The sequence below is a fragment of the Homoserinimonas sp. A447 genome (genome assembly GCF_054489325.1).
Map to the genome: position 1 here is coordinate 1,476,218 of NZ_JBTMWW010000001.1, position 25,180 is coordinate 1,501,397.

Genomic DNA, 25,180 nt, shown 5'->3' on the forward strand with positions numbered 1-25,180 from the left:
TTCGGCATCCGGTGCTCGGCCGGGAGCACCGGATGCGAAGCTGTGTTCCGAACATACATTCGATTTCTCCCACTTTCAAGCCCCAGTTTCGATATCCGACCAAAGAACCCGCCGACACACTCGAACAAACCTTTGCTTATCCGCCAGATCGCGGATACAGTTTCGATTGTCTGAACACCACACAAGCAGCAGCCACTGACATTCAGATCGAACCGTCGACAGAGGAGCCCCAGATGGACGACAGCACACCCCGCGCAGTACCGGCCCCCCGGGGAACGACCCGTCGCCGAAAGAGCCTGAGCGAGAAGCAGAAGGCCATCCTCGAGTTCATCCAGCGAGCAGTGGCCGGACGGGGATATCCGCCGAGCATGCGTGAGATCGGCGACGCCGTCGGCCTGTCCTCCCTGTCGAGCGTGACCCACCAGTTGAACCAGCTGGAACTGAGCGGCTACCTTCGCCGGGATCCCAATCGGCCCAGGGCGCTCGAAGTGCTGATCGACCTTCCCGGCCGCGACGCGGGCGCCGTCGAGTCAGATCACCCCACGCCGATCGGTGACGCCGCCATGGTGCCACTCGTCGGCCGCATCGCTGCCGGCATCCCGATCACGGCTGAACAGCAGATCGAAGAAGTCTTTCCGCTGCCACGGCAGCTGGTCGGCAAGGGCGACCTGTTCATGCTCAAGGTCGTCGGAGACTCCATGATCGACGCCGCCATCTGCGACGGTGACTGGGTCGTCGTACGCCAGCAAAAGACCGCAGAGAACGGCGACATCGTTGCCGCCATGCTCGATGACGAAGCCACCGTCAAGGTGTTCCGTCAGCGCGACGGGCACACCTGGCTGCTGCCGCGCAACAGTGCTTTCGAGCCGATCGTCGGCGACTATGCCGAGGTGCTCGGCAAGGTCGTTACGGTGCTGCGGTCCCTGTAGCCGAGACGGTGAACTCGCGCAGCAGCGAGGCGTCGGCCGCGTTCACGAGCACCCGAACCCGGGTACCGGCTTCCTCGTAGTCCGTCGACAGGACGACAGCGCGATCGTGCATTGACGACACCACGTCGCCGCGTTCGTACGGCACGAGGAGCGTCAGCTCGATGGACGGGGATGGTAGTTCTTCGCCGATCCGCTCGAGGAGTTCATCGATACCCTCGCCGGTGCGCGCCGAGACGAATACCGCACGCGGTTCCAGCCCGCGCAGCAGCAGCCGCTGGTCGTCGTCAGCCAGGTCGCTCTTGTTGAAGGCGACGATCTCCGGGATGTGACGTGCGCCGACCTCCCCGATGACATCACGCACGGTCGCCAGCTGGCTCGCCGGATCGGGGTGCGAGGCGTCGACAACGTGCACGATCACATCCGCATCTCCCACCTCTTCCAGCGTGGAGCGGAACGCCTCGACCAATTGGTGCGGAAGGTTTCGAACGAAACCGACCGTGTCGGTGAGGGTGTAGCCGCGTCCGTCCGCGGTCGTGTTCCGGCGAACGGCAGTGTCCAGGGTGGCGAACAACGCGTTCTCCACCAGCGCCCCCGCGCTGGTGATCCGGTTCAGCAGCGAAGACTTGCCGGCGTTGGTATAGCCGGTGATGGCGACCGACGGAACCTCGTGGCGGTTGCGGTTGGCGCGTTTGGCCTCCCGCGCCGGAGCGAACCCCTTGATCTGCTTCCTCAGGCGCGCCATGCGGGTGTGGATGCGACGACGGTCGAGCTCGATCTTGGTCTCACCTGGACCACGGCTGCCCATTCCCGCCCCGGCACCACCCACCTGGCCACCGGCCTGCCTGGACATCGATTCACCCCAGCCGCGCAGGCGGGGAAGCAGGTACTCGAGTTGGGCCAGTTCGACCTGCGCCTTGCCCTCCCGGCTCTTCGCGTGCTGGCTGAAGATGTCGAGGATGACTGCAGTCCGATCGATCACCTTGACCCTGATGACGTCTTCGAGCGCACGCCGCTGGCTGGGTGCCAGTTCACCGTCAACGATCACCGTGTCAGCACCGACGGCCGCCACGACATCGCGAAGCTCGATCGCTTTGCCTTTACCGAAGAACGTGCTCGGGTCGGGGGTCGCGCGCTTCTGCAGCAACCCGTCGAGCACGACCGCGCCGGCCGTCTCGGCAAGCGCGAAGAGTTCCCGCATCGAGTTCTCGGCCTCCTGCGCGTTGCCCTGCGAGTAGATCCCGATAAGCACGACTTTTTCCAGGCGGAGTTGCCGGTACTCGACTTCGGTGACGTCTTCCAGCTCAGTGGACAGGCCGGCGACGCGACGCAGCGCCTGGCGGTCCTCCCGGTCGAATTGGTCGCCATCGGCAGAAAATGGCTCCGCTTCGGCATCCGCCTGCAACGCCTGGGCGCCGGAGGTGAAAATGGCGTAACCGGACGAGCGCGAACCCGCGTGGGCAAGCACCCGGTCGATCACATCCTGACTCTCGTCTGGTTCTACTTCAGTCATCGGGTTAACCCTAGCTCCTGGTATTTCGATAAGTTTGCCTTCATGTCCAATGAGCATTACTTCTCCTCCACCCCGGAGAGTGAGCTCAAGCTCCGCCACATTTCGGTCGTCCTCGCTGGGCGGCCGGTTGAGGTGACGACGGCCGGGGGAATCTTCTCGCCGGAGCGAATCGATGCCGGTACCCAGGTGTTGCTGGCCAACACCCCGCCCCCGCCACCCGGCGGAGACCTGCTGGATCTCGGCTGCGGCTGGGGCCCCATTTCGTTGAGCCTGGCCATCGACTCGCCGCGCGCCACGGTGTGGGCGGTTGACGTGAATGAGCGGGCACTGGACCTGGTGCGCCGCAACGCCGAGAAGCTCGGCCTCACCAACGTCAACGCTGTACGGCCCGAGGATGTTCCCGCCGACATCGGGTTCATGTCGATCCGCTCCAACCCGCCGATTCGAGTGGGCAAAGCCGAACTGCACAAGATGTTGAGCTTCTGGCTCCCCCGGCTGGAGGTTGAAGCGGATGCCTGGCTGGTGGTGCAGCGCAACCTCGGCTCGGACTCCCTGCAGCGCTGGCTGGAAGGCGCCCTTCCGGAGGGTTTCCCGGTGTCGCGGGCGGCGACACACAAGGGATATCGAGTGCTGAAGGTGCGACGGCGCTGAAAGCCGCTTGCCGGGCGCTTTGACAGGCTCGGTGACCGTCAGGCGAGGCTGAGGTCGCCCTCATAGACGAGCACGGCTGGACCGCTCAACGAGACGTGCTCGCCGTCTTCGGCAGCCCACATCCGCACGCCGAGGGTGCCTCCCGGTACGTGCACCTTCCACTGGTTGGGCGCCCCGCTGCCCGCCCAATGGCGGGTGGCCAGCGCTGCGGCAGCCGCCCCGGTGCCGCACGAAAGGGTCTCCCCGCTCCCGCGCTCATGCACCCGCATAGTGATCGTGCCGACGCCGTCCTTCACCATCGGGTCAGCCGGGACGACGAACTCGACGTTCGCCCCCTCGGCTGGTTCCGGGTCGAGTTTGGGAATGTAGGAAAGGTCGGCGGATGCCAGCTCCTCCTCACTGGACAAGGCCACCACCACGTGGGGGTTGCCGACGTTGATGCCGAGCCCAGGGCGGGCGACACTGAGGTTCCTGGCACGCACCAGGGCATCCCCGCCGTCAAGGGACCAGCGCCCCAGGTCGACCTGGAAGCCTTTCAGGTTGCGCTGCAGGTCGCGAACTCCCCCGCGAGTGCCGATCGACAACGTGTCGGTCGGATCGAGTTCGACCAGCCCGTTCTCGACCAGGTATTGGGCGTAGACGCGGATGCCGTTTCCGCACATCTCCGACGGTGTTCCGTCTGCGTTGTGGTAGTCCATGAACCATTCGGCGGTGTCGTCTTCGGCCAGGGAGGCCTCACCCTCCGGGAGGCTTCGTGACCGTACCGCCCGGATCACCCCGTCGGCTCCGACCCCGAAGTGGCGATCGGCGATGGCAGCCAGCTGGGCCGGCGTGAGGTTCAGTTCACCGTCCGGGTCGCTGAACAGCACGAAGTCGTTGCCGGTGCCGTGGCCCTTGGTGAAGTGGATGTCTGGCATGCGCCTAAGGATACTGGTGGGTGGGGGCAGCGACGGCGGCGAAGGCCTGCTCGACGCGTGCCGGGTCATCATGTTCCAGCCAGGTCGTGTTCGAGTATCGCTTGAACCAGCTCACCTGGCGGCGCGCGTATTTGCGGGTCAGGGCGGCCGTCTGCTCGATCGCCTGGGTTTCGCTCATTCCACCGGCGAGCTGTTCCATGGCCTGGGCGTACCCGATTGCCCGCCTCGCGGTGATCCCGCGTTCCAGTCCGAGCGGGATGAGGCTTTCGACTTCGTCGAGCAGGCCGGCGTCCCACATGTGCCGCACCCGCGCATCCAGCCGTGTCACCAATTCCGGTCGCGGTGCGCTTAGCCCCAGCACGATGGTGTTCGGGTGCCAATGTGCGTTTTCGTCCGGCAGGCCGGAGCCGAACGGCTCGCCGGTCAGCTCGATCACCTCGATGGCGCGGACGATCCGCCGGCCGTTGTGCGGCCCGATGGCCTCTGCCGCCTGCGGGTCCAGGGTGCGGAGTCGCTGGTAGAGCATGCCGGGTCCGTGCTCCGCCAATTCGCTTTCCAGCCGAGCCCGCACGACCGAGTCGGTTCCCGGGAACTGGAAGTCGTAGATGACCGCCGAGACGTACAGCCCGGACCCTCCCACGAGGATCGGGGTATTCCCACGCTCGATCACGCGTGCAATGGCGGCACGGGCATCCGCCTGGTACCCGGCGACGCTCGCCTCCTCGGTGACGTCGAGCACGTCGAGGAGGTGGTGCGGAATTCCGCGGCGCTCGTCGAGCGGCAACTTGGCGGTGCCCACGTCCATTCCGCGGTACAGCTGCATCGCGTCGGCGTTGACGATCTCGGCCGTGCGCCCACTGGCCGCAAGGTGTCCGGCCAGGTCGAGGGAAAGCTCCGACTTGCCGGTGCCGGTTGCTCCGACGACGACAACGAGTGGAGTCGCGGGGTCCGGCTCCCTAACGCTCACCGTCGGCCGAGTCGTAGATCGGGGTTGTCGCCACGCGCAGGGTCGGAAGGCCGAGCGACACCCGCCCCGAAGTGGAACTCTGTGGCGATGCAGCCGGAACGGCGCAGGAGGCGGCCTGGGCGCGGTCCCAGGCGTCTCCGGCTGTGGTGCGGCGAGTGTGGAGCGATGTGCCGTCGACCGGGTCGGCGATGAGATAGAACGGCTTGGCATCCGTGACGGTCACCGTGACCACGTCGCCTGGCCGTGGGGCTGCGCTCCCGTCTGGCACGGAGAAATGCACCAGCCGGCTGTCTTCGGCACGCCCGCTCAGCCGGTGGGTTGCGGCATCCTTGCTGCCCTCGACCGAGACCATAACGTTGACGGTGGTGCCGACAAGCTTCTGATTCTCTTCCCAGGAGATGCGGTCCTGGAGGGCCACCAGCCGCTCGTAGCGTTCCTGGACGACGGCCTTTGGCACCTGGTCGGGCATGGTGGCGGCCGGGGTGCCCTCGCGGATGGAGTACTGGAAGGTGAAGGCGGAGGCGAACCGTGCCCGCTCGACGACGTTCAGGGTGTCCTGGAAGTCCTCCTCGGTCTCACCGGGGAAGCCGACGATGATGTCGGTGGAGATGGCCGCGTTCGGGATCTTCGCGCGGACGCGGTCCAGGATCCCCAGGAACCTGGTCGACCGATAGCTGCGGCGCATGGCCTTCAGCACGCGGTCGGAGCCAGATTGCAGCGGCATGTGCAGCTGGGGCATGACGGTGGGGGTTTCGGCCATCGCGTCGATCACGTCATCCGTGAAGGCTGCCGGGTGCGGGCTGGTGAAGCGGATTCGCTCGATGCCCTGGATCTGGCCGGCCGCGCGGAGGAGCTTGCTGAAAGCCTGGCGGTCTCCGAATTCGACGCCGTAGGAGTTGACGTTCTGCCCGAGGAGGGTGATTTCGATGGCACCGTCGTCGGCGAGTGCCTGGATCTCGGTGAGGATGTCACCCGGGCGACGGTCTTTCTCCTTGCCGCGGAGGGTCGGGACGATGCAGAAGGTGCAGGTGTTGTTGCAGCCGACCGAGATGGATACCCAGCCGCTGTGCGTCGACTCCCGTCGGGTGGGCAGCGTGGACGGGAACGTTTCGAGGGATTCCAGGATTTCGAGCTGGGCTTCACCGTTGTGCCTGGCGCGTTCGAGGAGGGCCGGCAGCGATCCCATGTTGTGGGTGCCGAAGACCACGTCGACCCAGGGGGCCCTGGCCAGGATGACGCCCTTGTCTTTCTGGGCGAGGCAGCCTCCGACGGCGATCTGCATGCCTTCGTGTTCCCGCTTCACGGAGGCGAGGATCCCCAGGTTGCCGTAAAGCTTGTTGTCGGCGTTCTCCCGTACGGCGCAGGTGTTGATGACGACGACATCGGCCTGCCCGCGCTCAGCGCGGACATACCCTGCCGCTTCCAGCGAACCGCTCAGTCGCTCGGAGTCGTGCACGTTCATCTGACAGCCGTACGTGCGCACCTCGTAGGTTCGGGGTGCGTCCAGGGCACCGGCTGATACCCGGGATAGTTGTGCGCTGGGGACTGGGGCTAACTGCGTCATGATGCGCCAAGCCTAACTTGCGGCTACCGGAACTGGACGCCGCTGCCGCGCTCCCCCAGGGCGACCGCGGCAGCGGCCTGCACCACTGAGGACGAGTACCCCTTGCGCATGAGGAAGCCGGTAAGCCGGCGTTTCGCGGTCGCCTGGTCGTAGGACGACAACGCCCGCGCCTTCTTCACCGCCAGCTCGTTGGCTCGTTCCTGTTCGGCGTCGTCGTCGCTGTCTTCGGTCTGGAGGGCGGCGTCGATGAGGTCCTGGTCGATGTGGCGGCGGCGGAGTTCTGCGATCAGCGCCTGCCGCCCATGCCCCTTGCGCTCACGACGAGTGCGCACAAGAGTCTCGGCAAGCGCCGCATCGTCGATCAACCCGACGCCCTCGAGCCGCTCTACCTCTGCTGCGATGACCTCTTCGGAGAGGTCGCGCGAGGTCAGCAGCTTCTCGATCTCCCAGCGGGACATATTGCGCCTGGTCAAGCCGTTCAGGCTCACGTTCTCGGCGCGACGACTCGCCCGCTCGGAACCCTGGGGCGCCTGGGGGGGCTGCCCATCGGCGCCGTGAGGCGTGGACTCCTCCGCCGACGGTGCGAACGCTGCGGTGCCTTGGTCGTATGTGCTTTGGTCGCTTGTGCCCTGGCCAACTCGGGGGCTGGTCCCGAAGAGATAGGTCACCGGAGCGATCGTCTCACCGTCAGCGTTGCCACCATCAGCGGAGGTTGTCACGCTCAGGCGCCCTTGCGGTCTGCCAGCTTCGCGGCGATCGGGCTGACCCCGCCACCTTCCAGCGCGGCGGCCTTCGCCTCGGCTTTTGCCGCGGCATCCGTTGCAGCCTGCGCAGCCTTGGCGGCCTTCGCTTCGGGGGTGAGCCCCAGCTTGGTGAGGATCTTGTCTTCGATCTCCTTGGCGACTTCCGGGTTCTCAGACAGGTAGCGGCGCGAGTTCTCCTTGCCCTGGCCCAACTGGTCGCCGTCGTAGGTGTACCAGGCGCCGGACTTGCGGACGATCTCGTGCTCGACCCCGAAGTCGATCAGGCTGCCTTCGCGCGAGATGCCGATTCCATAAAGGATGTCGAACTCGGCCTGCTTGAACGGCGGAGCCATCTTGTTCTTGACCACCTTGACCCTGGTGCGGTTACCGACCGCGTCGGTACCTTCCTTGAGAGTCTCGATCCGGCGGATATCGAGGCGTACGGACGCGTAGAACTTGAGAGCCTTGCCTCCCGCTGTGGTCTCCGGACTGCCGAAGAACACGCCGATCTTCTCACGCAGCTGGTTGATGAAGATCATGGTGGTGCCGGTCTGGCTGAGGCCACCGGTGAGCTTGCGAAGCGCCTGCGACATGAGGCGCGCCTGGAGGCCGACGTGGGAGTCACCCATCTCACCCTCGATTTCCGCGCGGGGCACAAGGGCGGCGACGGAGTCGATCACGATGAGGTCGATGGAGCCGGACCGCACCAGCATGTCCGCGATCTCCAGGGCCTGCTCACCCGTGTCGGGCTGCGACACCAGGAGGGCGTCGATGTCGACACCCAGCTTCTTGGCGTACTCCGGGTCGAGGGCGTGCTCCGCGTCGATGAAGGCGGCGATACCGCCGGCTCGCTGGGCGTTCGCAATCGCATGGAGGGTCAGCGTGGTCTTACCCGATGACTCCGGACCATAGATCTCCACGATGCGCCCACGCGGAAGCCCGCCGATGCCGAGCGCGACGTCGAGCGCCACCGAGCCGGTCGGGATGACGGCGACGGGGGCGCGCTCATCACTTCCCAGGCGCATGACGGATCCTTTGCCGAATTGCCGGTCGATCTGTGCGAGTGCGGTGTCGAGCGCCTTCTCGCGATCAGTTGCTGATGCCATTTCTTCTGCTCCCTGGGAGTCGTGGTTGGTCCGCCTATAGGCTGCCGCTGGCACTGACCGACCGGTGAAGCAAGGTCAATCAGCGTGTGCGACAAGGCATTGTTGGCAGTGTCGCTAACGGATCCGACAGTACGCTCGGCGTCCGACATTGAGGCGGATCGACGTGCCGACTGTGCACAACTCGTTTTCGACTGCTGCTAGGAGGGAGCCTAGCGAACATCCGAAGCCATGTTCGAACATCCGCTCACGGCGTGTCGAAGCGGCTGATTGCGGATATCGGCGCGAGGTCAGCCGGGTGGAGTCGTGAGCCGACCGTGCCAGCGCTGGGCGGGCACATCGGAAGCACGGCACAGCGCAACCCAGATCTCGCGCGGCGCCTTGCCCGCGCGGATCGCCTGGTCGGCGGTCAGCCCACCCAATTCGGTCAACACGAGGTCCTGCGTCAGCGTACGGCCGTAGGCAGCGCCGAACTCATCGTCAACGGCAGCCCGGAACTCGCTGAGCCGCACCGGCTAGCGGGTCAACACGTCGGCCGCGAAGCCCGACGCCGTATAGCCCGAGAGCAGGTCATCCGGAACGCTGTCCGGAATGACATCGAGGCCCTCGAGAACTGCGAGGCGGTCTCCTACCTCGCGCATGATGACAGAAATGGGGGTGTCCAGTGCATCGGCCACCGAGGCGAGGATCTCGGAGCTGGCTTCTTTCTGCCCGCGCTCCACCTCGCTGAGGTAACCCAGCGCAACGCTTGCCTTGCCTGCGACCTGACGGAGGGTGCGCCCCTTCTGCAGGCGGAAGTCCCGGAGTACGTCCCCGATTTCTTGACGAACGAGAACCATTGGACCCTCCCCAAATGTTCAGTGACTGAAAAGCATACCGTTTCGAAAACTCTAGCCAGTACAGTCTGTGCGGACCTTGTGAATACATAGGCTGTAACACGATCGTAGTGAGGTCTATTCCCGGGCCGCCGCCGCTGCCGAGGAGTCGGCGAGCTGCTTCTCCACCTGGGCCTGCCGGCGCTTGAGCCACAGTCCGACGCCGAGGAGGACGATGAGTGCGACGTAGGACACCGCCGCGAATGGGCTGGTCACCAGCGCGGTCAGATCACCCTGGCTGATGGCGAGCGTCTTGCGCAATTGGGTCTCGGCCATCGGCCCGAGGATGCCACCGATCACCATGGGCGCAACCGGGTAGCCGTACCGCCTCATCAGGAAGCCGACCAGGCCGATCACCAGCAGGATGAGCACGTCCAGATAGTTGAAGTTCATGGCGAACGAGCCCAGCGCAGCGAAGAGCATGATTCCGGCGTACAGGTATGGCCGTGGCACCTGGAGGACCTTCACCCAGATGCCGACCAGGGGAAGGTTGAGCACGAGCAGCATGACGTTGCCGATGTAGAGGCTCGCGATCAGTGCCCAAACCAGCGCGCTCTGGTTCTGGAAGAGCAGCGGGCCGGGCTGGATGCCGTACGACTGGAACGCGGAGAGGATGATCGCGGCCGTCGCGGTCGTCGGCAGCCCCAGCGTGAGCAGCGGTACCAGCACGCCGGCGGCCGCAGCGTTGTTCGCCGCCTCGGGACCTGCAACGCCTTCGATCGCGCCCTTGCCGAACTGGGCCTTGCGCGCCCCCTTCGCGAGGCGTTTCTCCGCGGCGTAGGACAGGAAGGTTGCGACGTCGGCACCACCGGCCGGGATGGTTCCAATCGGGAAGCCGATGGCGGTGCCACGAAGCCAGGGCCGCCAGGAGAAGTTCCAGTCCTCCTTCGTCATCCAGTTGCGCCACCCTTTGCTCACCGGGATCACCGCGATGGCACCGCCCTTGAGCCGGGATGCGACATAGAGCGACTCTCCGACCGCGAACAGTCCGACGGCGATCAGCACGACGTCGATGCCATCGGCAAGAACCGGCAGGCCGCCGGTGAAGCGTTGCTGCCCGGTGAGGACCTCGGTACCCACCAGCCCGAGGAACAGGCCGAGCGCCAGCGAAACCATACCCCTGGAAACCGAGCTGCCCAGAAGGGCGCCCACCGTCATGAACGCGACGATCATCAGCGCGAAATAGTCGGGTGGGCCGAGCGTCACGGCCCACCGCGCCAGGAAGGGCGCCAACAGGGTCAGCCCCACGGTGGCAACGCTGGCGGCGACGAACGAGCCGATCGCAGCGGTCGCCAGCGCGGATGCGCCTCTCCCCTTCCTTGCCATCTTGTTGCCTTCGAGGGCGGTGACGATCGAGGCCGACTCCCCCGGTGTGTTCAACAGGATCGAAGTCGTCGACCCGCCGTACATCCCCCCGTAGTAGATGCCGGCGAAAACGATGAGGGCGGCCGCCGGGTCCAGCGTGTAGGTGATCGGCAGCAGCAGCGCCACCGTCATCGCCGGACCGATCCCCGGCAGGACGCCGACCGCTGTGCCGACGAGCACGCCGAAGAACGCGTAGAGGAGGTATTCCGGCTGGATCGCGGTCGCGAAGCCGGCTAGTAGTGCGCCGAAGTTGTCCATCAGAGGAATGGCATCCAATCGAGGAGTGGCCCGGCAGGCAGGGACAGGCCCAGCAGGCTGCCGAAGATGACGTGGATGGTGAAGCCGAGCGCCAGGCCGATGAGGGCAGCGCGCCACAGCTTGCGCGCGCCAAGCGCCCAGGCTGACCCGGTGAACAGCAGCGCGGCGGCGAGCGGCCACCCGATGATCCCGATGAGGTAGGCGTGGATGGTGAAGAATGCGACCAGCTTGCCGACCGTCACCCAATCGGTCGGAACGGTGCCGTCGACGTCTTCACCCTCCTCGGCCTCACCCAGGCGGCCGCGGCTCACGCCGATGACTACGGCGACTGCCGCGATGATCAGGATCGCCCCCACCAGATAGGGGAACGCGCGTGGGCCCAGGGTGTTGCTTGAAACCGGGACACGGATGAAGCCGGCCGCCACCACGACGTAGATGCCAAGCGCGGCACACACCAGGGAGAACAGGTACTCGCCGACCGGCAGCGACGGTCGTTCACCGGTGGCGGGAGCAGGGTACCGCTCGTCCGGCGGCAGGATGCCACCGGACGAGCGGGAGGACAGCGGATTCATCAGCTAGCCGATCAAGCCGATGTCCTTGAGCACGGCCGTGACGTCCGTGATGTTCTCATCGAGATAGGCGTCGAACTCGTCTCCGCCGAGGAAGGCGTCAGCCCAGCCCTTGGTCTCGAGGATGTCCTTCCAGGCCTGGGTCGCCGTCAGTTCGGTGACGAAGGCCACCAGCTTCTCGCGGTCGGCGTCGCTGATGTTCCCGGGTGCGATGACACCGCGCCAGTTGGTGATCTCCAGGTCATAGCCGGACTCGATGATCGTCGGCACGTCGGGGAGCAGATCGCTCGGCTCCGCACTCGATACGGCGAGCGCCCTCAGCTCCCCAGCCTTGACCTGCTCGGCGAACTCGCTGATGCCGGAAATTCCCGCGGACACCTTGTCGCCGAGCAGCAGCGTCACCGCTTCTCCACCGCCGGAGTTGGGGATGTAGTTGAGCTTGTCGTTGATGTCGGCTGCGCTCTGGCCCGCCTCCTTGAGCAATTGTGCGGCGAGGATGTGGTCGACACCGCCGGCCGAACCGCCGGTGATGGTGACTTCCTTCCCGTTCTCGATCATGTCGTTGACCAGGTCTTCCAGCGTCTCGTAGGGAGAACCGGCAGGCACGACGATCACGCCGGCCTCCTCAGTGAGCCTGGCGATCGGGGTGGTGTCCTCGAGCCGCACCTGGGAGCCGTTGGTCTCCACCGCGCCGACCATGACGAAGCCAGTCAGCATCAGGGTGAGCGGATCGGTCTCATTGGCAAGGGATGACAAGCCGATGGTGCCACCGGCTCCGCCGATATTGGTGACAGGCGCCGATGAGACGAAGCCTTCCTGCACGGCCACCTCGGCGAGCGCGCGACCGGTCTGGTCCCAGCCGCCTCCGGGATCAGCCGGCACGATGATCCCGAGGGAGCTGATCCCTTCTGCTTCAGCCTCGCTCCCGGCATCCGGATCCGCTGCTCCTGCGGCGCAACCGGCCAGGAGCAGCACGGACGCGCCCGCCGCTGCGGCGAGCACCCCTTTCCTGCCGCGGTGCTGTGATGTGGTGAAAACTCGCATTGCTCCTCCTCGAGCTGATGTGCGCTGCCTCCCCGGGGACCCGGGATGCGCAATGGCGACGTTCGACAGGCTAGGGATCGCCCGCCCAGCGGGGAACGATGCGGAAGTACTGGTTGTTTTGGTCGTTCTGGACACAGATCACCCATGGCCGGATATCGCGCACCACCCGCCGCGTCCGTCACACTTGTCAGGTGATCCGGTCGATGAAGCTGCGCACGCAACTGCTGTTGCTGCAGCTGGCGATCGTGCTGGTCACTGTTCTCGGCACCGGCCTGGTGGCCAGTTGGCTGCAGGAGCAGCAATTGCGCGACTCGTACCGGGACCGGATGATCGCGGTCGCCCAGTCCGTCGCAACGCTGCCGGCCATCATCGACGCGCTCGACGACGCGGAGCCGAGCGAGACCATCCAGCCGATCGCCGAAGTGGTCCGCGAAGCATCCGATGTCACCTACGTCGTGGTGACCGACGATGCCGGGATCCGCTACTCGCATCCGAATGCCAGCCGGATCGGCGAACGGGTGTCGACTGATCCGTCGATCGCCCTGAGCGGGCAGATCTACGTCGGCACGCAGACCGGCACCCTGGGGGAATCGTGGCGGGTCAAAGTGCCCATCATCGCCGGGGACAGCGTGGTCGGAGTCGTGTCGGTCGGAATCCTGGAGTCGGACCTCCGCAGCGACTACCTCGGAAACGCCACCTGGCTCTTCATCACCATCGGGGTCGCCGCCGCGTTCGGCGTGATCGGCGCGGCCTGGGTGAGCTCCATCATCCGCCGCCGCATCTACGGGCTCGAACCGGATGAGATCGTCGGACTGCTCGAGGCTCGCGAAGCCATGCTCCACGGTGTGCGTGAGGGGCTGGTCGCGCTCGACGAGCGGGGCCGGATCGCGCTGGTGAACGATGCCGGTGCCCGGCTCCTGGGACTCGACAGCCAGCAGGACGTCGTCGGTCGCGCTGCCGAAGAAGTACTCGACGCCGAATTGGTGCGGATGCTCAACGAGGAGGATTCCCAGCAGCGCCTGGTTCTCTCCGGCGAGCGGGTACTGCTGGTGCAGCGCGATACCGCCCGCATCGACGATCGCACCATCGGCTCCGTGTTCATCCTGCGGGACAACACCGAACTGCACGCCCTCATGCGTGACCTCGACGGAGCGCAGAGCCTCGCCGACGGGCTCCGCGCCCAGGCGCACGGGTTCGCCAACAAGCTGCACGTGATCAGCGGGCTGCTCGAGCTCGGTCACATCAACGATGCCGTCGCATTCATCGAGCGGGTCGGAGAGGGCGGCACGCTGTCCAGCGTGACCAGCGCCACCGGCATCCGCGACCTGGAGATCGCCGCCCTGCTGCTGGTCAAGCAGACCAGGGCGCACGAACTCGGCATCGGTGTGGAAATCGCCCAGGATTCCGTGCTTGCACCGCTTACCTCCCACGGCGACTCGGACCGGATTCGTGACGACGTGCTGACGGTCGTCGGCAACCTCGTCGACAACGCGGTGGAGGCGTGCTCCAGCGGTGCCACCATCACGGTCGCCATCATCGAATCCGAGGACGGCATCCTGATCCGTGTCACCGACACCGGACCGGGAATCCCGGCGCGCCTGCGCGAGCGAGTGTTCAGCCCTGGCTTCTCGTCGAAACCGCCCGGGCCAGGACGGCTGTCGACGGCCCGCGGAATCGGATTGACGCTGGTGCGCCGCATCGCCCGACGACACGGCGGTGACGCCGTCGTCGCCGGCTCGCCGTCGGGAGGCACCGACATCACGGTCCACCTGCCGTTCCAGGTCGACTCCCGAACCCGGGTGCCGTTGCTGGAGGGACGTCCATGAGCGCTCCCCTGCGAACGCTCATCGTCGATGATGATTTCGCCGTGGCACGGATTCATCGCCAATTCGTGGATGCCCATTCCGGGTTCCAGGCGGTTGGCGAGGCCCACAGTGGCGCGGCCGCGCTGGAGGCGATCGAGACTCTCGACCCAGACCTCGTGCTCCTCGATGTCTACCTGCCGGACTTCTCCGGCCTCGAGGTGCTGAGCCGATTGCGGCTGGAGAGGGCCAGGTACATCGAAGTCATCGCCGTGACGGCCGCGCGCGACCTGGCCAGTGTGCGTGAAGCCCGTGCGAACGGCGTGCGCCATTACCTGGTCAAGCCGTTCACCGCGTCAGCGCTGCGTGAGCGGCTGGACGACGTTGCCCTCCAGCACGCGAAACTGCACAGCACCAGGCGTGGTGAACCGCTGGACCAGCACACCGTCGACGACATCCTGAGCGGGGTGCCGGCCCGGCGTCCTTTGCCGCCGAAAGGGCTGTCTGCTGCCACGCTGGAGTTCGTCACCGACACGCTGCAAGCAGCATCCGGCGACCTGTCAGCGACCGAGGTGGCGGAGATGATCGGAATGTCCCGGGTCGGCGCGCGCCGCTATCTCGAGCACCTGGCACACACCGGCGTCGCAACGGTGGAGCCTCGTTACGGCACGGCCGGCAGGCCGGAACACCGCTACCGCGCGAAGCCCTGACGGCGGGTCAGTGCTCGCTGATCAGTGCTCGCTAACCCTCGCGTAGACCTCGTTGATGGCGAACTCGACCACCTGGCGCCTGATCGATTCGCGGTCCCCCTTGAGGGTCAGCGGCAACACGCGCACATCGCCGGTGATGGACACCCCGATGAACACGGTGCCGGCCGGATGCCCATCCTGCGGGTCCGGACCTGCAACACCGGTCGTCGAGACGCCGACATCCGCTGCCACCCCACCGACCGCGAGCACCTCCCGAACGTGCGTGGCCATCTGCATGGCAACGTCCGGGTGCACGGCGCCGTGAACGTTCAGCACGGCGGTGTCGACCCCCAGCAGGGTCTTCTTGAGTTCGGTGTTGTAGGCGACAACGCCACCGAGCACGGCGGCGGATGCGCCGGGAGTGTTGATGAGTTCGGCGACGAGGAGTCCACCGGTCAGCGACTCGGCCACCGCTATCGTCATCCGCCGCTCGAGGAGCAGCCGGATCAGGTCACGTCCTGAGGTCACTGCGCCTGTCTTCCGTGGCGCACGGCCTTGACCAGGTAGTCGATACCGCTGAGCACGGTGGCGATGACCGCAGCCGTCATCAGGGCGCCATTGACCCAGTGCATCCAGTCACCCAGGAAGGTCCACAGCGGGGTGAGGAAGAACGCGATGGCCACGGCCTGCAGGATCGTCTTCAGCTTCCCCCCGCGCGAGGCGGGAATAACCCGGTTGCGCAGCACGGCCATCCGGTAGGCGGTGATGCCCAATTCGCGCACCAGGATGAGCGCCGTCACCCACCATGCCAGCTCGCCGAGGATCGACAGGCAGACCAGCGCGCCCCCGGTCAGCAGCTTGTCGGCGATCGGGTCGAGGATCTTGCCGAGGTCGGTCACCAGGTTCTGCCGCCTGGCCAGGATGCCGTCAACGCTGTCGGTGGCGATGGCCAGCACGAACAGCGCGGCCGCCGCGTAACGGATGAGACCGAGCTCTCCGTCATCGAGGAACAGCAGCCAGAAGAACAGCGGTGCGAGGAGGATGCGGATGACCGTGATCAGGTTGGCGAGATTGCCGTTGCTGGCTGGCGTCTCCCCCGAGCGCACGAACCGGCCCCGCAGGGCTTTGGGAGCTTCCACGATCAATCCCTGTCGGTCAGGTTCCAGGCGTCCTCGTCGGAAGAAACCTCCACCTCATCGTACCCGCTGGTCGATTCGGCGACCGCGTCGGCACCGTAACGGTCGGCTGGTGGCTGCGCGGCTGGCGGGGCGGTGGCGGGGGCGGACGGCGCAGTGCCGACGTCCCCCCGGAGCCTGGCCAGGACATCCGCCAGCTGCTCCGGTGCGACCAGCACGTCCCTGGCCTTCGAGCCCTCCGACGGCCCGACGATCTCGCGGGACTCGAGAAGGTCCATGAGCCGACCGGCCTTGGCGAATCCGACCCGGAGCTTGCGCTGCAGCATCGAGGTGGAACCGAACTGCGTGCTGACGACGAGTTCTGCCGCTGCAAGCAACACCTCGAGGTCGTCGCCGATGTCGGCGTCGATGTGCTTCTGCTCTGCTGCCACTGCGACGTCCTGGCGGTACTCCGGCCGCGCCTGCCTGGTCACGTGCTTCACGACAGCGCTGACCTCGGCCTCGGTCACCCAGGCGCCCTGCACCCGGATGGCCTTCGAAGCACCCATCGGCAGGAACAGGGCATCGCCCTGGCCGATCAACTTGTCGGCCCCCGGCTGGTCCAGGATGACGCGGGAGTCGGTCATGCTGCTGACCGCGAACGCGAGGCGGCTGGGCACATTCGCCTTGATCAACCCGGTCACCACGTCGACGCTGGGGCGCTGGGTCGCCAGCACCAGGTGAATTCCGGATGCCCGGGCGAGCTGCGTGATGCGGACGATGGAGTCCTCGACATCGCGCGGGGCGACCATCATCAGGTCGGCCAGCTCGTCGACCACCACGAGGAGGTACGGGTAGGCCTTGAGCTTGCGCTCGCTTCCGGTCGGCAGCACGATCTCGTTCGCGATGACGGCGGCATTGAAGTCGTCGATGTGACGGAATCCGAAGCTGGCGAGGTCGTCGTACCTCATGTCCATCTCCTTGACCACCCAGGCGAGCGCCTCGGCGGCCTTCTTCGGATTGGTGATGATCGGCGTGATGAGGTGGGGAACGCCGGCGTACCCGGCCAGCTCGACCCGCTTCGGGTCGATCAGCACCATCCGCACTTCCGATGGCTTCGCCCGCATCAGCAGCGAGGTGATCATGGAGTTCACGAAGCTGGACTTGCCGGAACCGGTCGAGCCTGCCACCAGGAGGTGGGGCATCTTGGCGAGGTTCGCCACGACGAAGCCGCCCTCGACGTCCTTGCCCAGCCCGATCGTCATCGGGTGGTGGCTGGAGGTACTGGCCTTGGAGCGCAGCACATCGCCCAGCGACACGATCTCGCGGTCGGTGTTCGGAATCTCGATGCCGATGGCGCTCTTGCCGGGGATCGGCGACAGGATGCGCACCTCGTTGCTGGCGACGGCGTAGGAGAGGTTCTTGCTGAGAGCGGTGACGCGCTCCACCTTGACCCCGCGGCCGAGCTCGATCTCGTACCTGGTGACGGTGGGGCCGCGGCTGAAACCGGTGACCTTGGCATCCACCTGGAACTGCTTCAGCACCTCGGTGATGGAGGCGACGACATCGTCATTGACCTGCGACCTGGCCTTCGGCGGGGTCCCTGGAGCCAGGGTGGATGCTGCCGGCAAGCGGTAGGGCGCGCTCGGCTGCTCAGCGGCGGCGGCAGCCGCAGCGTCGAAGTCGCCGTGCCCGCCCTTGACCGATGCCTTGTCGGAGAAGCCGGGGAGCAGTTCCTCCTCCGGTCCCCCATCGTCACGGATGCCGGTCGGACCTGCGGTCTCGACCTCGCCGGTGAACTTCTTGACGGCGTCCTCGGCCTTGATGAGGTCTTCGATCAGTTCGACCCCGAAGTGTTCGCCGTCCCGGCTGATCACATCCGTCCGGTCACTGTCGCGGCCGATCACCGGGCTGTCGAATGCCGGGTCGGTCTCGCGCTGGGACTTGTTCCTCCGCCACCAGGGAAGGGTTGCGGCCTCCTCCGGATCGATGCCGAGGTCGCCGAAGGTTCCGAAGGTGCCAGTCTCGGCGTCGGTTGCCTTCTTCGCCGCCCGCTCATCGGCATCCGGAAGCTGGGCGCCGAACAGGTAGTTGTACAGCTCGCGCAGGCGGTCGCCGATGCGGTTCGGCGGGGTCTTGGTGATGATGAACAGCGAGAGCAGCAGCCCCAGGATGAAGACTGCAGCAGCACCGGGCGCGGTCAGCACGGTGATCAGCGAGTTACCGAGGATCCAGCCGATGATGCCGCCGCCAAGGGCCAGCGCCCCGCCCGGCTGGGGTTGCCCGCCGAAGACGTGGCACAGGCCGCTCACCGAGACCAGCAGCAGGCTGAGCCCCACGCCGATGCGCCCGTTGTCGTCGACGGACGACGGATGCCGGAACAGCCAGATCGCGAACAGCAGCATGATGACCGGGAGCGCGAAGGCCAGCCGGCCGAACAGGCCGCCGAAGGTCCAGGCATCCAGCGCGATGGCAACCGGGTCGCTCGGGTTGAACCACTCGACGAACGCTCCGGCAACGGCGAGCAGGAAGATGAAGAACGGGACGCCGTCGCGGCGCTCATCCTTCGACAGGGTTTCGCGGCCGAACAGCCGTGCCGTGGCACCGACGGTGTGGGCCAGGCCCAGCCAGGCGACCGTGAGCAGCCCCGGCTCCGCCGCCGGAGGTGTCTTCTTCGCCGGTGAGCGGCGCGCCGGAGTCTTGGAGCCGCGGCGCGCAGTCGTGCTGCGGGCACGCGAGTTCGAAGTGGTGCGCGTAGCCATGGGCTCCACGGTACCGGGGTGCGCCGTCACCGGCCGGTTACTCGGTAGCGTGTCTGTGCTCAGGTCAGAAGCGGATGGCGTCGATCACCTTCACCCGCACGGCCACGATTGCCGGGAGCAGCCCGGCGAGCGCTCCAACCGCGGTCGCCGCACCCAGCCCGATCAACGCCGCCTCGATCGGGAACGGCGGAATGTCCATGAGCCCCTGCGCCAATTGCTGCAGTACCCAGGGGTTGGTCACGATGAGGATCGCCGCAATCACCCCGATCACTCCGGCCGCGAATGATGCGACCACGCTTTCCATCATCACCGAGAAGAAGACCCGCCCGGCCGTCGCGCCGAAACTGCGGCGGATGCCGATCTCCCGAATGCGCTGCCGGACGGTCACGAGCGAGATGTTGACCAGGCCGAGTGCTCCCAGCAGCAGTACGAGCGCCGCAATCCCGCCGATCAGCAACTTCATCGGAAGCAGCGGGTCCTCGCCGCCCCACGCCGCGTAGTCGTGGCGGTTGACGTCGACCTGGAACCCTTCGCCCAGGGCGCCGGCGACATCCCGCTGGATCAGCGGTGTCAGTTGGTCGGACAGCTCCGGCGGAACCCACATTTCGTAGTTCGGCGGGTTCGCGGCGACGACCGCCGGCGTTGTCACCCGTTCGTATGCCGAGTTGAGGATGTACCCGCGGGCAGCGTCGTACTGCGACGACGGGATGACGCCGATGATCACCGCGGTCACGGCGGTGTCGCCCACGAGCTCGATGGTGGGGTGCGTGCTCAGCTCCGGAGACCCCAACCGCTCCATCAGCAATGAGTTGACCACCAGCGCAGGCGCGAGCCGATTCTCATCCCGGTCGGTGAACCACTCGCCGTCACTCAGCTGGACGCGGTGCATCGTTCCATAGGAGACATCGACCCCCTGCACCTCGAGCGGGCCAACGCCGTCGACGAATTGCGCGCTCAGCTGCATCCAGCGGTTCGCCCCGGCATGCCCGATCTCATAACGCTCGACCACCGTCTCGAACGCGTCCCGAAGCTCCGGTCCGCCGGCCGGCATGCCACTCTCGGGGTTGAACGCGGAGATGTTCAGGGTCGCTGGGCGACCGCTGCCGCGCTCCATGCTCTCCGTAGTCGACTGCTGCACCATCCCGCCGAGTCCCACCACCGTGGTGATCGCGGTGACGGCGACACCGACACCGATGAGGCTCAGCAGCACCCTCGTCTTGTGGATGCGCAACTCTGCCCAGGCCTCGTCAACGGCGCCGACCAGGCCGGTGAGCATCCGCATCACAGCGAAACCTCCGGGGCGGCCATGGCCAGCACGCGGCTGACGTCGACAGGTGCGAGCACTCCCTGATCGAGACGGTAGTGGCGCCGCGCCAGGGCGGCGACGTTGGCGTCGTGGGTGATGGTGATGAGTGCGGCACCCGATTGCTCGGCCACCTCGTCGACCAGTGCCATGATGGACGCTCCGGTTTCGATGTCCAGGGCGCCGGTCGGCTCATCCGCCAGGATCAGGCGTGGCCCGCGCACCAACGCACGGGCGATCGCCACCCGTTGCTGCTCTCCCCCCGACAGCTTCTCGGGCATGGAGGTCATGCGCTCCCCCAGCCCAACGCGCTCCAGCATCTCCGCCGCCAGTTGGCGACGCCGCCAGAACTGCCTGCCCGTCGCATAGAGGAGCGGAGTGACCACATTCTCGAGGGCGGTGCGTCCTGGCAGCAGGTTGAACTGCTGGAAGATGAAGCCGATGTCGGTGCCGCGGGCCCGGTCGCGGGCCCTGGCCCCCAGCGAGGAGACCGGCTTGTCGTCGAAGATGATCCGCCCCGACGTCGGGGTGTCGAGCAACCCGAGAAGGTTCAGCAGCGTGGTCTTGCCTGAGCCGCTTCGCCCGACGATCGAGACGTGGTCGCCGACGGCCACCTCCAGGTCGACTCCCTTGAGGATGTGGAGGTCGGGGGCATCCGGAAGCTCGACCGACCGGGTCACCGCCTCGAGGTGGAGGAGGCTCATCCGCCCATCCCGCAGGCCATCCCCCCGGGAATCGAGTAGCAGCCCTCCTCCATGCCACCGGGAACCTCCACGGCGCCCGGCACGAATTGCAGGATGAGGTCGCCCTCAACCACGCCCTCCTTGATCTCGACTGAAATCCCGTCGTTGAGCCCCAGGGCCACCGGGCGCAGTTCGGTCGCTCCATCGGGGAGCACGACATAGACGTTGCCGGTCTCACTGGTGCCCTCGACCGCGGTGATCGGTGCGGTGAGCACGTTCTCCGCGATGCCACCGGCGATGGTGACCTCGGCCCCGAGGCCCGAGAAGACGCGAACCTCGGCGGGCACCGCACAGCGGAGCGTGGTACCGGAGGCGGTATCCCCGCCAGCTGAGACTGCACCGGCAAGCGCGCTCGAGATGGTCAGGCCCGTACAGGTGAATGGTGCCGGGCCGCCGAGCACCTGCACCTGGGCTTCGGTCGGCTGGTTGAGGAGGCGATACTGCTGTTCCGGTGCCAGCGTTGCCGAAATGTGGAAACTGGGCGGTGCGATCTTGGCAATCGCCTCACCGATCGTGGTGGATTGCCCGACGATCATCGTCACGGAGGAGAGGGTGCCGGACACGGGCGCCGCCACCTTGATATCGCGTAGCCAGGATGTGCCGTCGTCACGCATCACCTGCTCACGGATGACGAAGAGTTCGGCACCGGCTTCAACCCAGGCGCCCGCCCCGGCGTTGATGGTTCGCAGCACGCCGGGAGCCGTCGCCTTGACCTCAACGGCCTCATCCGCCGCAACGGTGCCCTTGAGCACGACGTCGTTCTGGATGGTGCCGAGGGCGATCGGGATCTGCGGCTCGGTGATGGTCGCCGTGGGCACTTCCGGATCGCTGGTCTGGGCAACATCACCGAAGAACGCGATCTTCACCAACGCTGCAGCGATGGCCGCAAAAATAATGATCCGGATGATCGGAAAGATCCATTTGCGCCACACGCCCACAGGTGCCCCTCTTGTCGGTTTAGGAGAACCCTATCGGCGCACCGGACACATCCTCATCAACCTGGAGGATGAGTTGCCGTTCACAAGTGGCAGTTTCTGCCACTTTTGATACACTTGAGCCATGGTGACTCAACGACAGGCCGCGGCGGCCCTCCGGGCATCCGAAGACTGTGCGCAGTTATACATCCAGTTCGGCAGCACCGACCTGGTGGCCGCGGAGATCGCCAAGCGGATCGGGACTGCCGAGCGCACGTTCTATCGGCTCTTCCCGCGCAAGCGGGACACCATCCGGCCGCTGCTCGACCGGGCCGGCGCGGTGATGGCCGCGAGCATCCGCGAATCAGTGGACCTGTCAGTCGAGCAATCGCTGGAGCAAGCATTCCGCGAAGCGTTCGGTGGAGCGCGGGAGGAGCAGACCCGCAAGCTGTTCCCGCTCATCTTCCGTGATCAGGGCATGTGGGCGGTTGTACTCCAGTCCGTACACGACGGCGAGGCCACCACGCGACCGGCGATCGCCGACCGGCTCGCGGTTCCGGCCGACAGCATCCAGGCGAGGGCGGCAGCCACCATCTTCGTCTCGTCGATGCTCATCAGCCTCGAAATCATGGTGCAGCACGGAGCCGATCCATTCGCAACATTCTCTTCAGTTCTCGCCGCGGCAACAAGCAACCCGCTGCGGCAATCAAAGAAAGGCAGGACCCCATGAATAAGCTCACGGACAAAGTCGCGATCATCACCGGCGGAACCAGCGGAATCGGACTGGCAAGCGCCGAGCTCTTCGTAGCCGAGGGCGCGAGGGTCGTGGTCGGCGACATTCAGGACGACCTGGGCGCAGCGCTCGAGAACAAGCATCAGGGCAATCTGGTCTACATCCACACGGATGTCACGGACGACGCGGCGGTCGAGAAATTGGTCGCCACCGCGGTCGAGAAGTTCGGCAAGCTCGACGTCATGTTCAACAACGCCGGCGCGGCGGGCGATCCTGCCTCTCTGGTGGACCTGAGCGCTGACGGGTTCGACAAGACGCTCGGACTCCTGACCCGGTCGGTCGTCTCCGGGCACAAACATGCCGCGCGGCAGTTCCAGAAGCAGGGCACGGGCGGATCCATCATTTCCACGGCGAGCGCCGCAGCCATCCAGGGTGGCTGGTCGTCGGCCGGCTACACCATCGCCAAGCATGCGGTGGTCGGGGTCGTGCGCCAGGCGACAGTAGAGCTGGCTCCGCTGGGCATCCGCTCGAACGCCATCGCGCCCGGGATAATCATGACCCCGATTATGGCGCGCTCGTTCGGGATTCCTGCGGAGAACGCCGAGGAGTTCGAAGCACTGCTCAGTGAGCGCCTGGCGGACAGCCAGCCGATTGGCCGAGTGGGCCGGCCGGAGGATATCGCGGAGGCCGCTGTGTTCCTCGCCAGCGACTCGTCATCGTTCATCACCGGCGTGACGCTGTCGGTGGACGGCGGCGCAACTGCGGTCACCCAGAGCGGCTTCGCCGGGATCGCAGCCCAAGCGGCGACCGACTTCCAGGCGCGCAGCTAGCCTTCCGCGGTGATGGGCTGTCGCAGGGAAACCTGCGACAGCCCCTCTGCTCTGTGGCTAGTTCGCTCCGCGGCTCATTGTTCTGCGGCTACGCTTCGATCACGACTGGCACGATCATCGGACGACGCCGGTGCTGCGTGTTCACCCAGCGCCCGACAGTGCGTCGGATCACCTGGCTGAAGGCGTGCGTGTCGCTGGTGCCGTTCTCGGCCGCCTCGGTCAGTGCCTTGATGATCATCGGCTTGACCGCCTCGAATACCTGCTCGTCCTCGGCGAACCCGCGTGCCTGCACCTCCGGACCGACGATCACCCTTCCGGTCTGGGCGTCGATGGCGACGAAGATGGAGATGAAGCCCTCCTCGGCGAGGATACGGCGATCCTTCAGGTCGGCATCCGTGATCTCGCCGACAGTCGAGCCGTCCACGTAGACGAAGCCGAGGTCCAGCTGGCCCACGACGGTGGCCTGACCATCACGCAGGTCGATGACGGTACCATCTTCGGCGATGATGGTGTTCTCTTCCGGAACGCCCGTCTGGATCGCCAATTGCTGGTTGGCGACGAGGTGGCGGTATTCACCGTGCACCGGCAGCACGTTCTTCGGCTTCAGGATGTTGTAGCAGTACAGGAGCTCGCCGGCGCTGGCGTGACCGGAGACATGCACCTTCGCGTTGCCCTTGTGAACGACATTGGCGCCCAGCTTGGTCAGTCCGTTGATCACGCGGTACACCGCGTTCTCGTTGCCGGGGATCAGGCTTGAGGCGAGGATGACGGTGTCGCCCTTGCCGACCTCGATCTGGTGCTCCCCATTCGCCATGCGGGCGAGGACGGCCATCGGCTCGCCCTGCGAACCGGTGCTCATGTAGACGATGCGGTCATCCGGCAGGTCGGCGGCCTTCTTGGCGTCGATGAGGATGCCCACCGGCACCTTCAGGTAGCCGAGGTCGGCGGCGATTCCCATATTACGGACCATCGAGCGGCCCATGAAGGCGACGCGGCGGCCATTTGCCTGCGCGGCATCCAGCACCTGTTGTACCCGGTGAACGTGGCTGGAGAAGCTGGCGACGATGACGCGACGCGGAGCCTTGGCGATCACGGCTTCGAGTACCGGGCCGATGTTCCGCTCGGGCGAGGTGAAGCCCGGAACGTCGGCGTTGGTGGAGTCCGGCAGGAACAGGTCGACGCCGGCCTCCCCCAGCCTGGCGAATGCGCGCAGGTCGGTGATGCGGTCGTCCAGCGGCAGCTGGTCCATCTTGAAGTCACCGGTGTGCAGGACCAGGCCGGCAGTGGTCTTCACCGCGACGGCCAGGGCATCCGGGATCGAGTGGTTGACCGCGACGAATTCGAGGTCGAACGGGCCGAGCTTCTCGTGCTGGCCCTCTTTCACGCTCAGCGTATACGGGGTGATGCGGTGTTCCTTCAGCTTCGCCTCGATGAGCGCGAGCGTGAGGTTGGAGCCGATCAGCGGGATGTCCTGGCGGAGCCTCAGCAGGTAGGGCACAGCCCCGATGTGGTCTTCATGTCCGTGGGTGAGCACGATGCCCACCACGTCGTCCAGGCGGTCCCTGATCGGCGAGAAGTCGGGGAGGATCAGGTCGACGCCGGGCTGGGTCTCTTCAGGGAAGAGCACGCCGCAGTCGATGATCAGGATCTTGCCATCGATCTCGTACGACGTCATGTTGCGCCCGATCTCGCCGAGGCCGCCGATCGGGATGACGCGGAGGGTTCCGGGGAGCAGCGGGGCTGGATCGAAAATAGGAGAGTTCATGGCATCCTGTGCTGTTTCGGCCGGGTGGC

At 66.2% G+C, this 25,180-nt stretch carries 24 protein-coding genes; 6 read left to right on the forward strand and 18 right to left on the reverse strand.

Annotated elements, in window-relative coordinates; genetic code table 11:
- Window positions 1-233: 233 nt before the first annotated feature.
- Entirely contained in the window at window positions 234-929 is a 696-nt protein-coding gene (gene lexA, locus ACX3O0_RS07205; RefSeq protein WP_459091613.1) for a transcriptional repressor LexA, read from the forward strand.
- On the opposite strand, the gene hflX is transcribed toward lexA, so the two are convergent.
- Window positions 907-2,439, reverse strand: coding sequence for a GTPase HflX (gene hflX / locus ACX3O0_RS07210; protein ID WP_459091611.1), 1,533 nt, complete (start codon window positions 2,437-2,439; stop codon window positions 907-909). The genes lexA and hflX overlap by 23 nt on opposite strands.
- A gap of 42 nt (window positions 2,440-2,481) precedes the next feature.
- On the opposite strand from hflX, the gene ACX3O0_RS07215 reads away from it, so the two are divergent.
- Entirely contained in the window at window positions 2,482-3,090 is a 609-nt protein-coding gene (locus tag ACX3O0_RS07215) for a class I SAM-dependent methyltransferase (protein WP_459091609.1), read from the forward strand.
- A 38-nt stretch (window positions 3,091-3,128) separates the two neighbouring features.
- Here ACX3O0_RS07215 and dapF read toward each other — a convergent pair whose 3' ends face one another.
- From dapF to ACX3O0_RS07265, 10 genes are all read right to left on the reverse strand, one after another.
- A complete protein-coding gene (dapF, locus tag ACX3O0_RS07220; RefSeq protein WP_459091607.1) occupies window positions 3,129-4,007 on the reverse strand; it encodes a diaminopimelate epimerase in 879 nt (292 codons plus the stop codon).
- 4 nt (window positions 4,008-4,011) lie between these two features.
- A complete protein-coding gene (gene miaA / locus ACX3O0_RS07225) occupies window positions 4,012-4,974 on the reverse strand; it encodes a tRNA (adenosine(37)-N6)-dimethylallyltransferase MiaA (protein WP_459107277.1) in 963 nt (320 codons plus the stop codon).
- Entirely contained in the window at window positions 4,964-6,538 is a 1,575-nt protein-coding gene (gene miaB / locus ACX3O0_RS07230) for a tRNA (N6-isopentenyl adenosine(37)-C2)-methylthiotransferase MiaB (protein ID WP_459107278.1), read from the reverse strand. The genes miaA and miaB overlap by 11 nt, the downstream gene beginning before the upstream one ends.
- A gap of 23 nt (window positions 6,539-6,561) precedes the next feature.
- Complete coding sequence (locus tag ACX3O0_RS07235; RefSeq protein WP_459091601.1) at window positions 6,562-7,257, reverse strand: regulatory protein RecX; 696 nt, start codon at window positions 7,255-7,257, stop codon at window positions 6,562-6,564.
- 2 nt (window positions 7,258-7,259) lie between these two features.
- Complete coding sequence (gene recA, locus ACX3O0_RS07240) at window positions 7,260-8,387, reverse strand: recombinase RecA (protein ID WP_459091599.1); 1,128 nt, start codon at window positions 8,385-8,387, stop codon at window positions 7,260-7,262.
- A 287-nt stretch (window positions 8,388-8,674) separates the two neighbouring features.
- Window positions 8,675-8,896 carry a DUF3046 domain-containing protein gene (locus tag ACX3O0_RS07245; RefSeq protein WP_459107279.1) on the reverse strand — a complete coding sequence of 74 codons (222 nt, stop codon included), beginning with the start codon at window positions 8,894-8,896 and terminating at the stop codon, window positions 8,675-8,677.
- Window positions 8,897-8,899: 3 nt separating this feature from the next.
- Complete coding sequence (locus tag ACX3O0_RS07250) at window positions 8,900-9,223, reverse strand: helix-turn-helix domain-containing protein (protein ID WP_459091595.1); 324 nt, start codon at window positions 9,221-9,223, stop codon at window positions 8,900-8,902.
- Window positions 9,224-9,337: 114 nt separating this feature from the next.
- The gene (locus tag ACX3O0_RS07255) at window positions 9,338-10,882 is read right to left on the reverse strand and encodes a tripartite tricarboxylate transporter permease (RefSeq protein ID WP_459108460.1); all 1,545 of its coding nucleotides are present in this window, start codon (window positions 10,880-10,882) and stop codon (window positions 9,338-9,340) included.
- Window positions 10,882-11,454 carry a tripartite tricarboxylate transporter TctB family protein gene (locus tag ACX3O0_RS07260; protein WP_459091593.1) on the reverse strand — a complete coding sequence of 191 codons (573 nt, stop codon included), beginning with the start codon at window positions 11,452-11,454 and terminating at the stop codon, window positions 10,882-10,884. The genes ACX3O0_RS07255 and ACX3O0_RS07260 overlap by 1 nt, the downstream gene beginning before the upstream one ends.
- Window positions 11,455-11,457: 3 nt before the next feature.
- The gene (locus ACX3O0_RS07265) at window positions 11,458-12,495 is read right to left on the reverse strand and encodes a Bug family tripartite tricarboxylate transporter substrate binding protein (RefSeq protein ID WP_459107280.1); all 1,038 of its coding nucleotides are present in this window, start codon (window positions 12,493-12,495) and stop codon (window positions 11,458-11,460) included.
- Window positions 12,496-12,698: 203 nt separating this feature from the next.
- Here ACX3O0_RS07265 and ACX3O0_RS07270 point away from each other — a divergent pair, with 203 nt between their 5' ends.
- Both ACX3O0_RS07270 and ACX3O0_RS07275 read left to right on the forward strand, forming a co-directional pair.
- Window positions 12,699-14,321, forward strand: a complete 1,623-nt coding sequence (locus tag ACX3O0_RS07270) for an ATP-binding protein (RefSeq protein WP_459107281.1) — start codon at window positions 12,699-12,701, stop codon at window positions 14,319-14,321.
- Window positions 14,318-15,007, forward strand: coding sequence for a response regulator (locus tag ACX3O0_RS07275; protein WP_459091587.1), 690 nt, complete (start codon window positions 14,318-14,320; stop codon window positions 15,005-15,007). Before ACX3O0_RS07270 ends, ACX3O0_RS07275 begins: the two co-directional genes overlap by 4 nt.
- 21 nt (window positions 15,008-15,028) lie before the next feature.
- On the opposite strand, the gene ACX3O0_RS07280 is transcribed toward ACX3O0_RS07275, so the two are convergent.
- The 6 genes from ACX3O0_RS07280 to ACX3O0_RS07305 all read right to left on the reverse strand — a co-directional run bounded on the left by ACX3O0_RS07280 (window position 15,029) and on the right by ACX3O0_RS07305 (window position 21,847).
- On the reverse strand, window positions 15,029-15,514 hold the full coding sequence (locus tag ACX3O0_RS07280) for a CinA family protein (RefSeq protein ID WP_459107282.1): 486 nt from the start codon (window positions 15,512-15,514) through the stop codon (window positions 15,029-15,031).
- Window positions 15,511-16,125 (reverse strand): CDP-diacylglycerol--glycerol-3-phosphate 3-phosphatidyltransferase, encoded by a 615-nt coding sequence (pgsA, locus tag ACX3O0_RS07285; RefSeq protein WP_459091583.1) that lies wholly within the window; start codon window positions 16,123-16,125, stop codon window positions 15,511-15,513. The genes ACX3O0_RS07280 and pgsA overlap by 4 nt, the downstream gene beginning before the upstream one ends.
- Window positions 16,126-16,127: 2 nt before the next feature.
- Window positions 16,128-18,863: an FtsK/SpoIIIE family DNA translocase gene (locus tag ACX3O0_RS07290; RefSeq protein WP_459107283.1), complete on the reverse strand. Its 2,736-nt coding sequence runs from the start codon at window positions 18,861-18,863 to the stop codon at window positions 16,128-16,130.
- 64 nt (window positions 18,864-18,927) lie between these two features.
- Window positions 18,928-20,145: an ABC transporter permease gene (locus ACX3O0_RS07295; protein WP_459107284.1), complete on the reverse strand. Its 1,218-nt coding sequence runs from the start codon at window positions 20,143-20,145 to the stop codon at window positions 18,928-18,930.
- Complete coding sequence (locus ACX3O0_RS07300; protein ID WP_459107285.1) at window positions 20,145-20,870, reverse strand: ABC transporter ATP-binding protein; 726 nt, start codon at window positions 20,868-20,870, stop codon at window positions 20,145-20,147. Before ACX3O0_RS07300 ends, ACX3O0_RS07295 begins: the two co-directional genes overlap by 1 nt.
- A complete protein-coding gene (locus ACX3O0_RS07305; protein ID WP_459107286.1) occupies window positions 20,867-21,847 on the reverse strand; it encodes an efflux RND transporter periplasmic adaptor subunit in 981 nt (326 codons plus the stop codon). The genes ACX3O0_RS07300 and ACX3O0_RS07305 overlap by 4 nt, the downstream gene beginning before the upstream one ends.
- Before the next feature lie 121 nt (window positions 21,848-21,968).
- Here ACX3O0_RS07305 and ACX3O0_RS07310 point away from each other — a divergent pair, with 121 nt between their 5' ends.
- Together ACX3O0_RS07310 and ACX3O0_RS07315 are read left to right on the forward strand one after the other, a co-directional pair.
- The gene (locus tag ACX3O0_RS07310; RefSeq protein WP_459091574.1) at window positions 21,969-22,553 is read left to right on the forward strand and encodes a hypothetical protein; all 585 of its coding nucleotides are present in this window, start codon (window positions 21,969-21,971) and stop codon (window positions 22,551-22,553) included.
- Window positions 22,550-23,386 (forward strand): SDR family NAD(P)-dependent oxidoreductase, encoded by an 837-nt coding sequence (locus ACX3O0_RS07315; protein WP_459091572.1) that lies wholly within the window; start codon window positions 22,550-22,552, stop codon window positions 23,384-23,386. The genes ACX3O0_RS07310 and ACX3O0_RS07315 overlap by 4 nt, the downstream gene beginning before the upstream one ends.
- Window positions 23,387-23,474: 88 nt before the next feature.
- Here the strand turns inward: ACX3O0_RS07315 and ACX3O0_RS07320 are convergent, their stop codons facing one another.
- On the reverse strand, window positions 23,475-25,151 hold the full coding sequence (locus tag ACX3O0_RS07320; RefSeq protein WP_459091570.1) for a ribonuclease J: 1,677 nt from the start codon (window positions 25,149-25,151) through the stop codon (window positions 23,475-23,477).
- Window positions 25,152-25,180 lie beyond the last annotated feature (29 nt).

What these genes read in the sequence shown, in the direction of transcription:
- lexA (WP_459091613.1), top strand. Translation starts at nt 234, where the DNA reads ATGGACGACAGCACACCCCGCGCAGTACCGGCCCCCCGGGGAACGACC.
- hflX (WP_459091611.1), bottom strand. Translation starts at nt 2,439, where the DNA reads ATGACTGAAGTAGAACCAGACGAGAGTCAGGATGTGATCGACCGGGTG.
- ACX3O0_RS07215 (WP_459091609.1), top strand. Translation starts at nt 2,482, where the DNA reads ATGTCCAATGAGCATTACTTCTCCTCCACCCCGGAGAGTGAGCTCAAG.
- dapF (WP_459091607.1), bottom strand. Translation starts at nt 4,007, where the DNA reads ATGCCAGACATCCACTTCACCAAGGGCCACGGCACCGGCAACGACTTC.
- miaB (WP_459107278.1), bottom strand. Translation starts at nt 6,538, where the DNA reads ATGACGCAGTTAGCCCCAGTCCCCAGCGCACAACTATCCCGGGTATCA.
- recA (WP_459091599.1), bottom strand. Translation starts at nt 8,387, where the DNA reads ATGGCATCAGCAACTGATCGCGAGAAGGCGCTCGACACCGCACTCGCA.
- ACX3O0_RS07250 (WP_459091595.1), bottom strand. Translation starts at nt 9,223, where the DNA reads ATGGTTCTCGTTCGTCAAGAAATCGGGGACGTACTCCGGGACTTCCGC.
- ACX3O0_RS07255 (WP_459108460.1), bottom strand. Translation starts at nt 10,882, where the DNA reads ATGGACAACTTCGGCGCACTACTAGCCGGCTTCGCGACCGCGATCCAG.
- ACX3O0_RS07260 (WP_459091593.1), bottom strand. Translation starts at nt 11,454, where the DNA reads ATGAATCCGCTGTCCTCCCGCTCGTCCGGTGGCATCCTGCCGCCGGAC.
- ACX3O0_RS07265 (WP_459107280.1), bottom strand. Translation starts at nt 12,495, where the DNA reads ATGCGAGTTTTCACCACATCACAGCACCGCGGCAGGAAAGGGGTGCTC.
- ACX3O0_RS07270 (WP_459107281.1), top strand. Translation starts at nt 12,699, where the DNA reads ATGAAGCTGCGCACGCAACTGCTGTTGCTGCAGCTGGCGATCGTGCTG.
- ACX3O0_RS07275 (WP_459091587.1), top strand. Translation starts at nt 14,318, where the DNA reads ATGAGCGCTCCCCTGCGAACGCTCATCGTCGATGATGATTTCGCCGTG.
- ACX3O0_RS07290 (WP_459107283.1), bottom strand. Translation starts at nt 18,863, where the DNA reads ATGGCTACGCGCACCACTTCGAACTCGCGTGCCCGCAGCACGACTGCG.
- ACX3O0_RS07295 (WP_459107284.1), bottom strand. Translation starts at nt 20,145, where the DNA reads ATGCGGATGCTCACCGGCCTGGTCGGCGCCGTTGACGAGGCCTGGGCA.
- ACX3O0_RS07300 (WP_459107285.1), bottom strand. Translation starts at nt 20,870, where the DNA reads ATGAGCCTCCTCCACCTCGAGGCGGTGACCCGGTCGGTCGAGCTTCCG.
- ACX3O0_RS07310 (WP_459091574.1), top strand. Translation starts at nt 21,969, where the DNA reads ATGGTGACTCAACGACAGGCCGCGGCGGCCCTCCGGGCATCCGAAGAC.
- ACX3O0_RS07315 (WP_459091572.1), top strand. Translation starts at nt 22,550, where the DNA reads ATGAATAAGCTCACGGACAAAGTCGCGATCATCACCGGCGGAACCAGC.
- ACX3O0_RS07320 (WP_459091570.1), bottom strand. Translation starts at nt 25,151, where the DNA reads ATGAACTCTCCTATTTTCGATCCAGCCCCGCTGCTCCCCGGAACCCTC.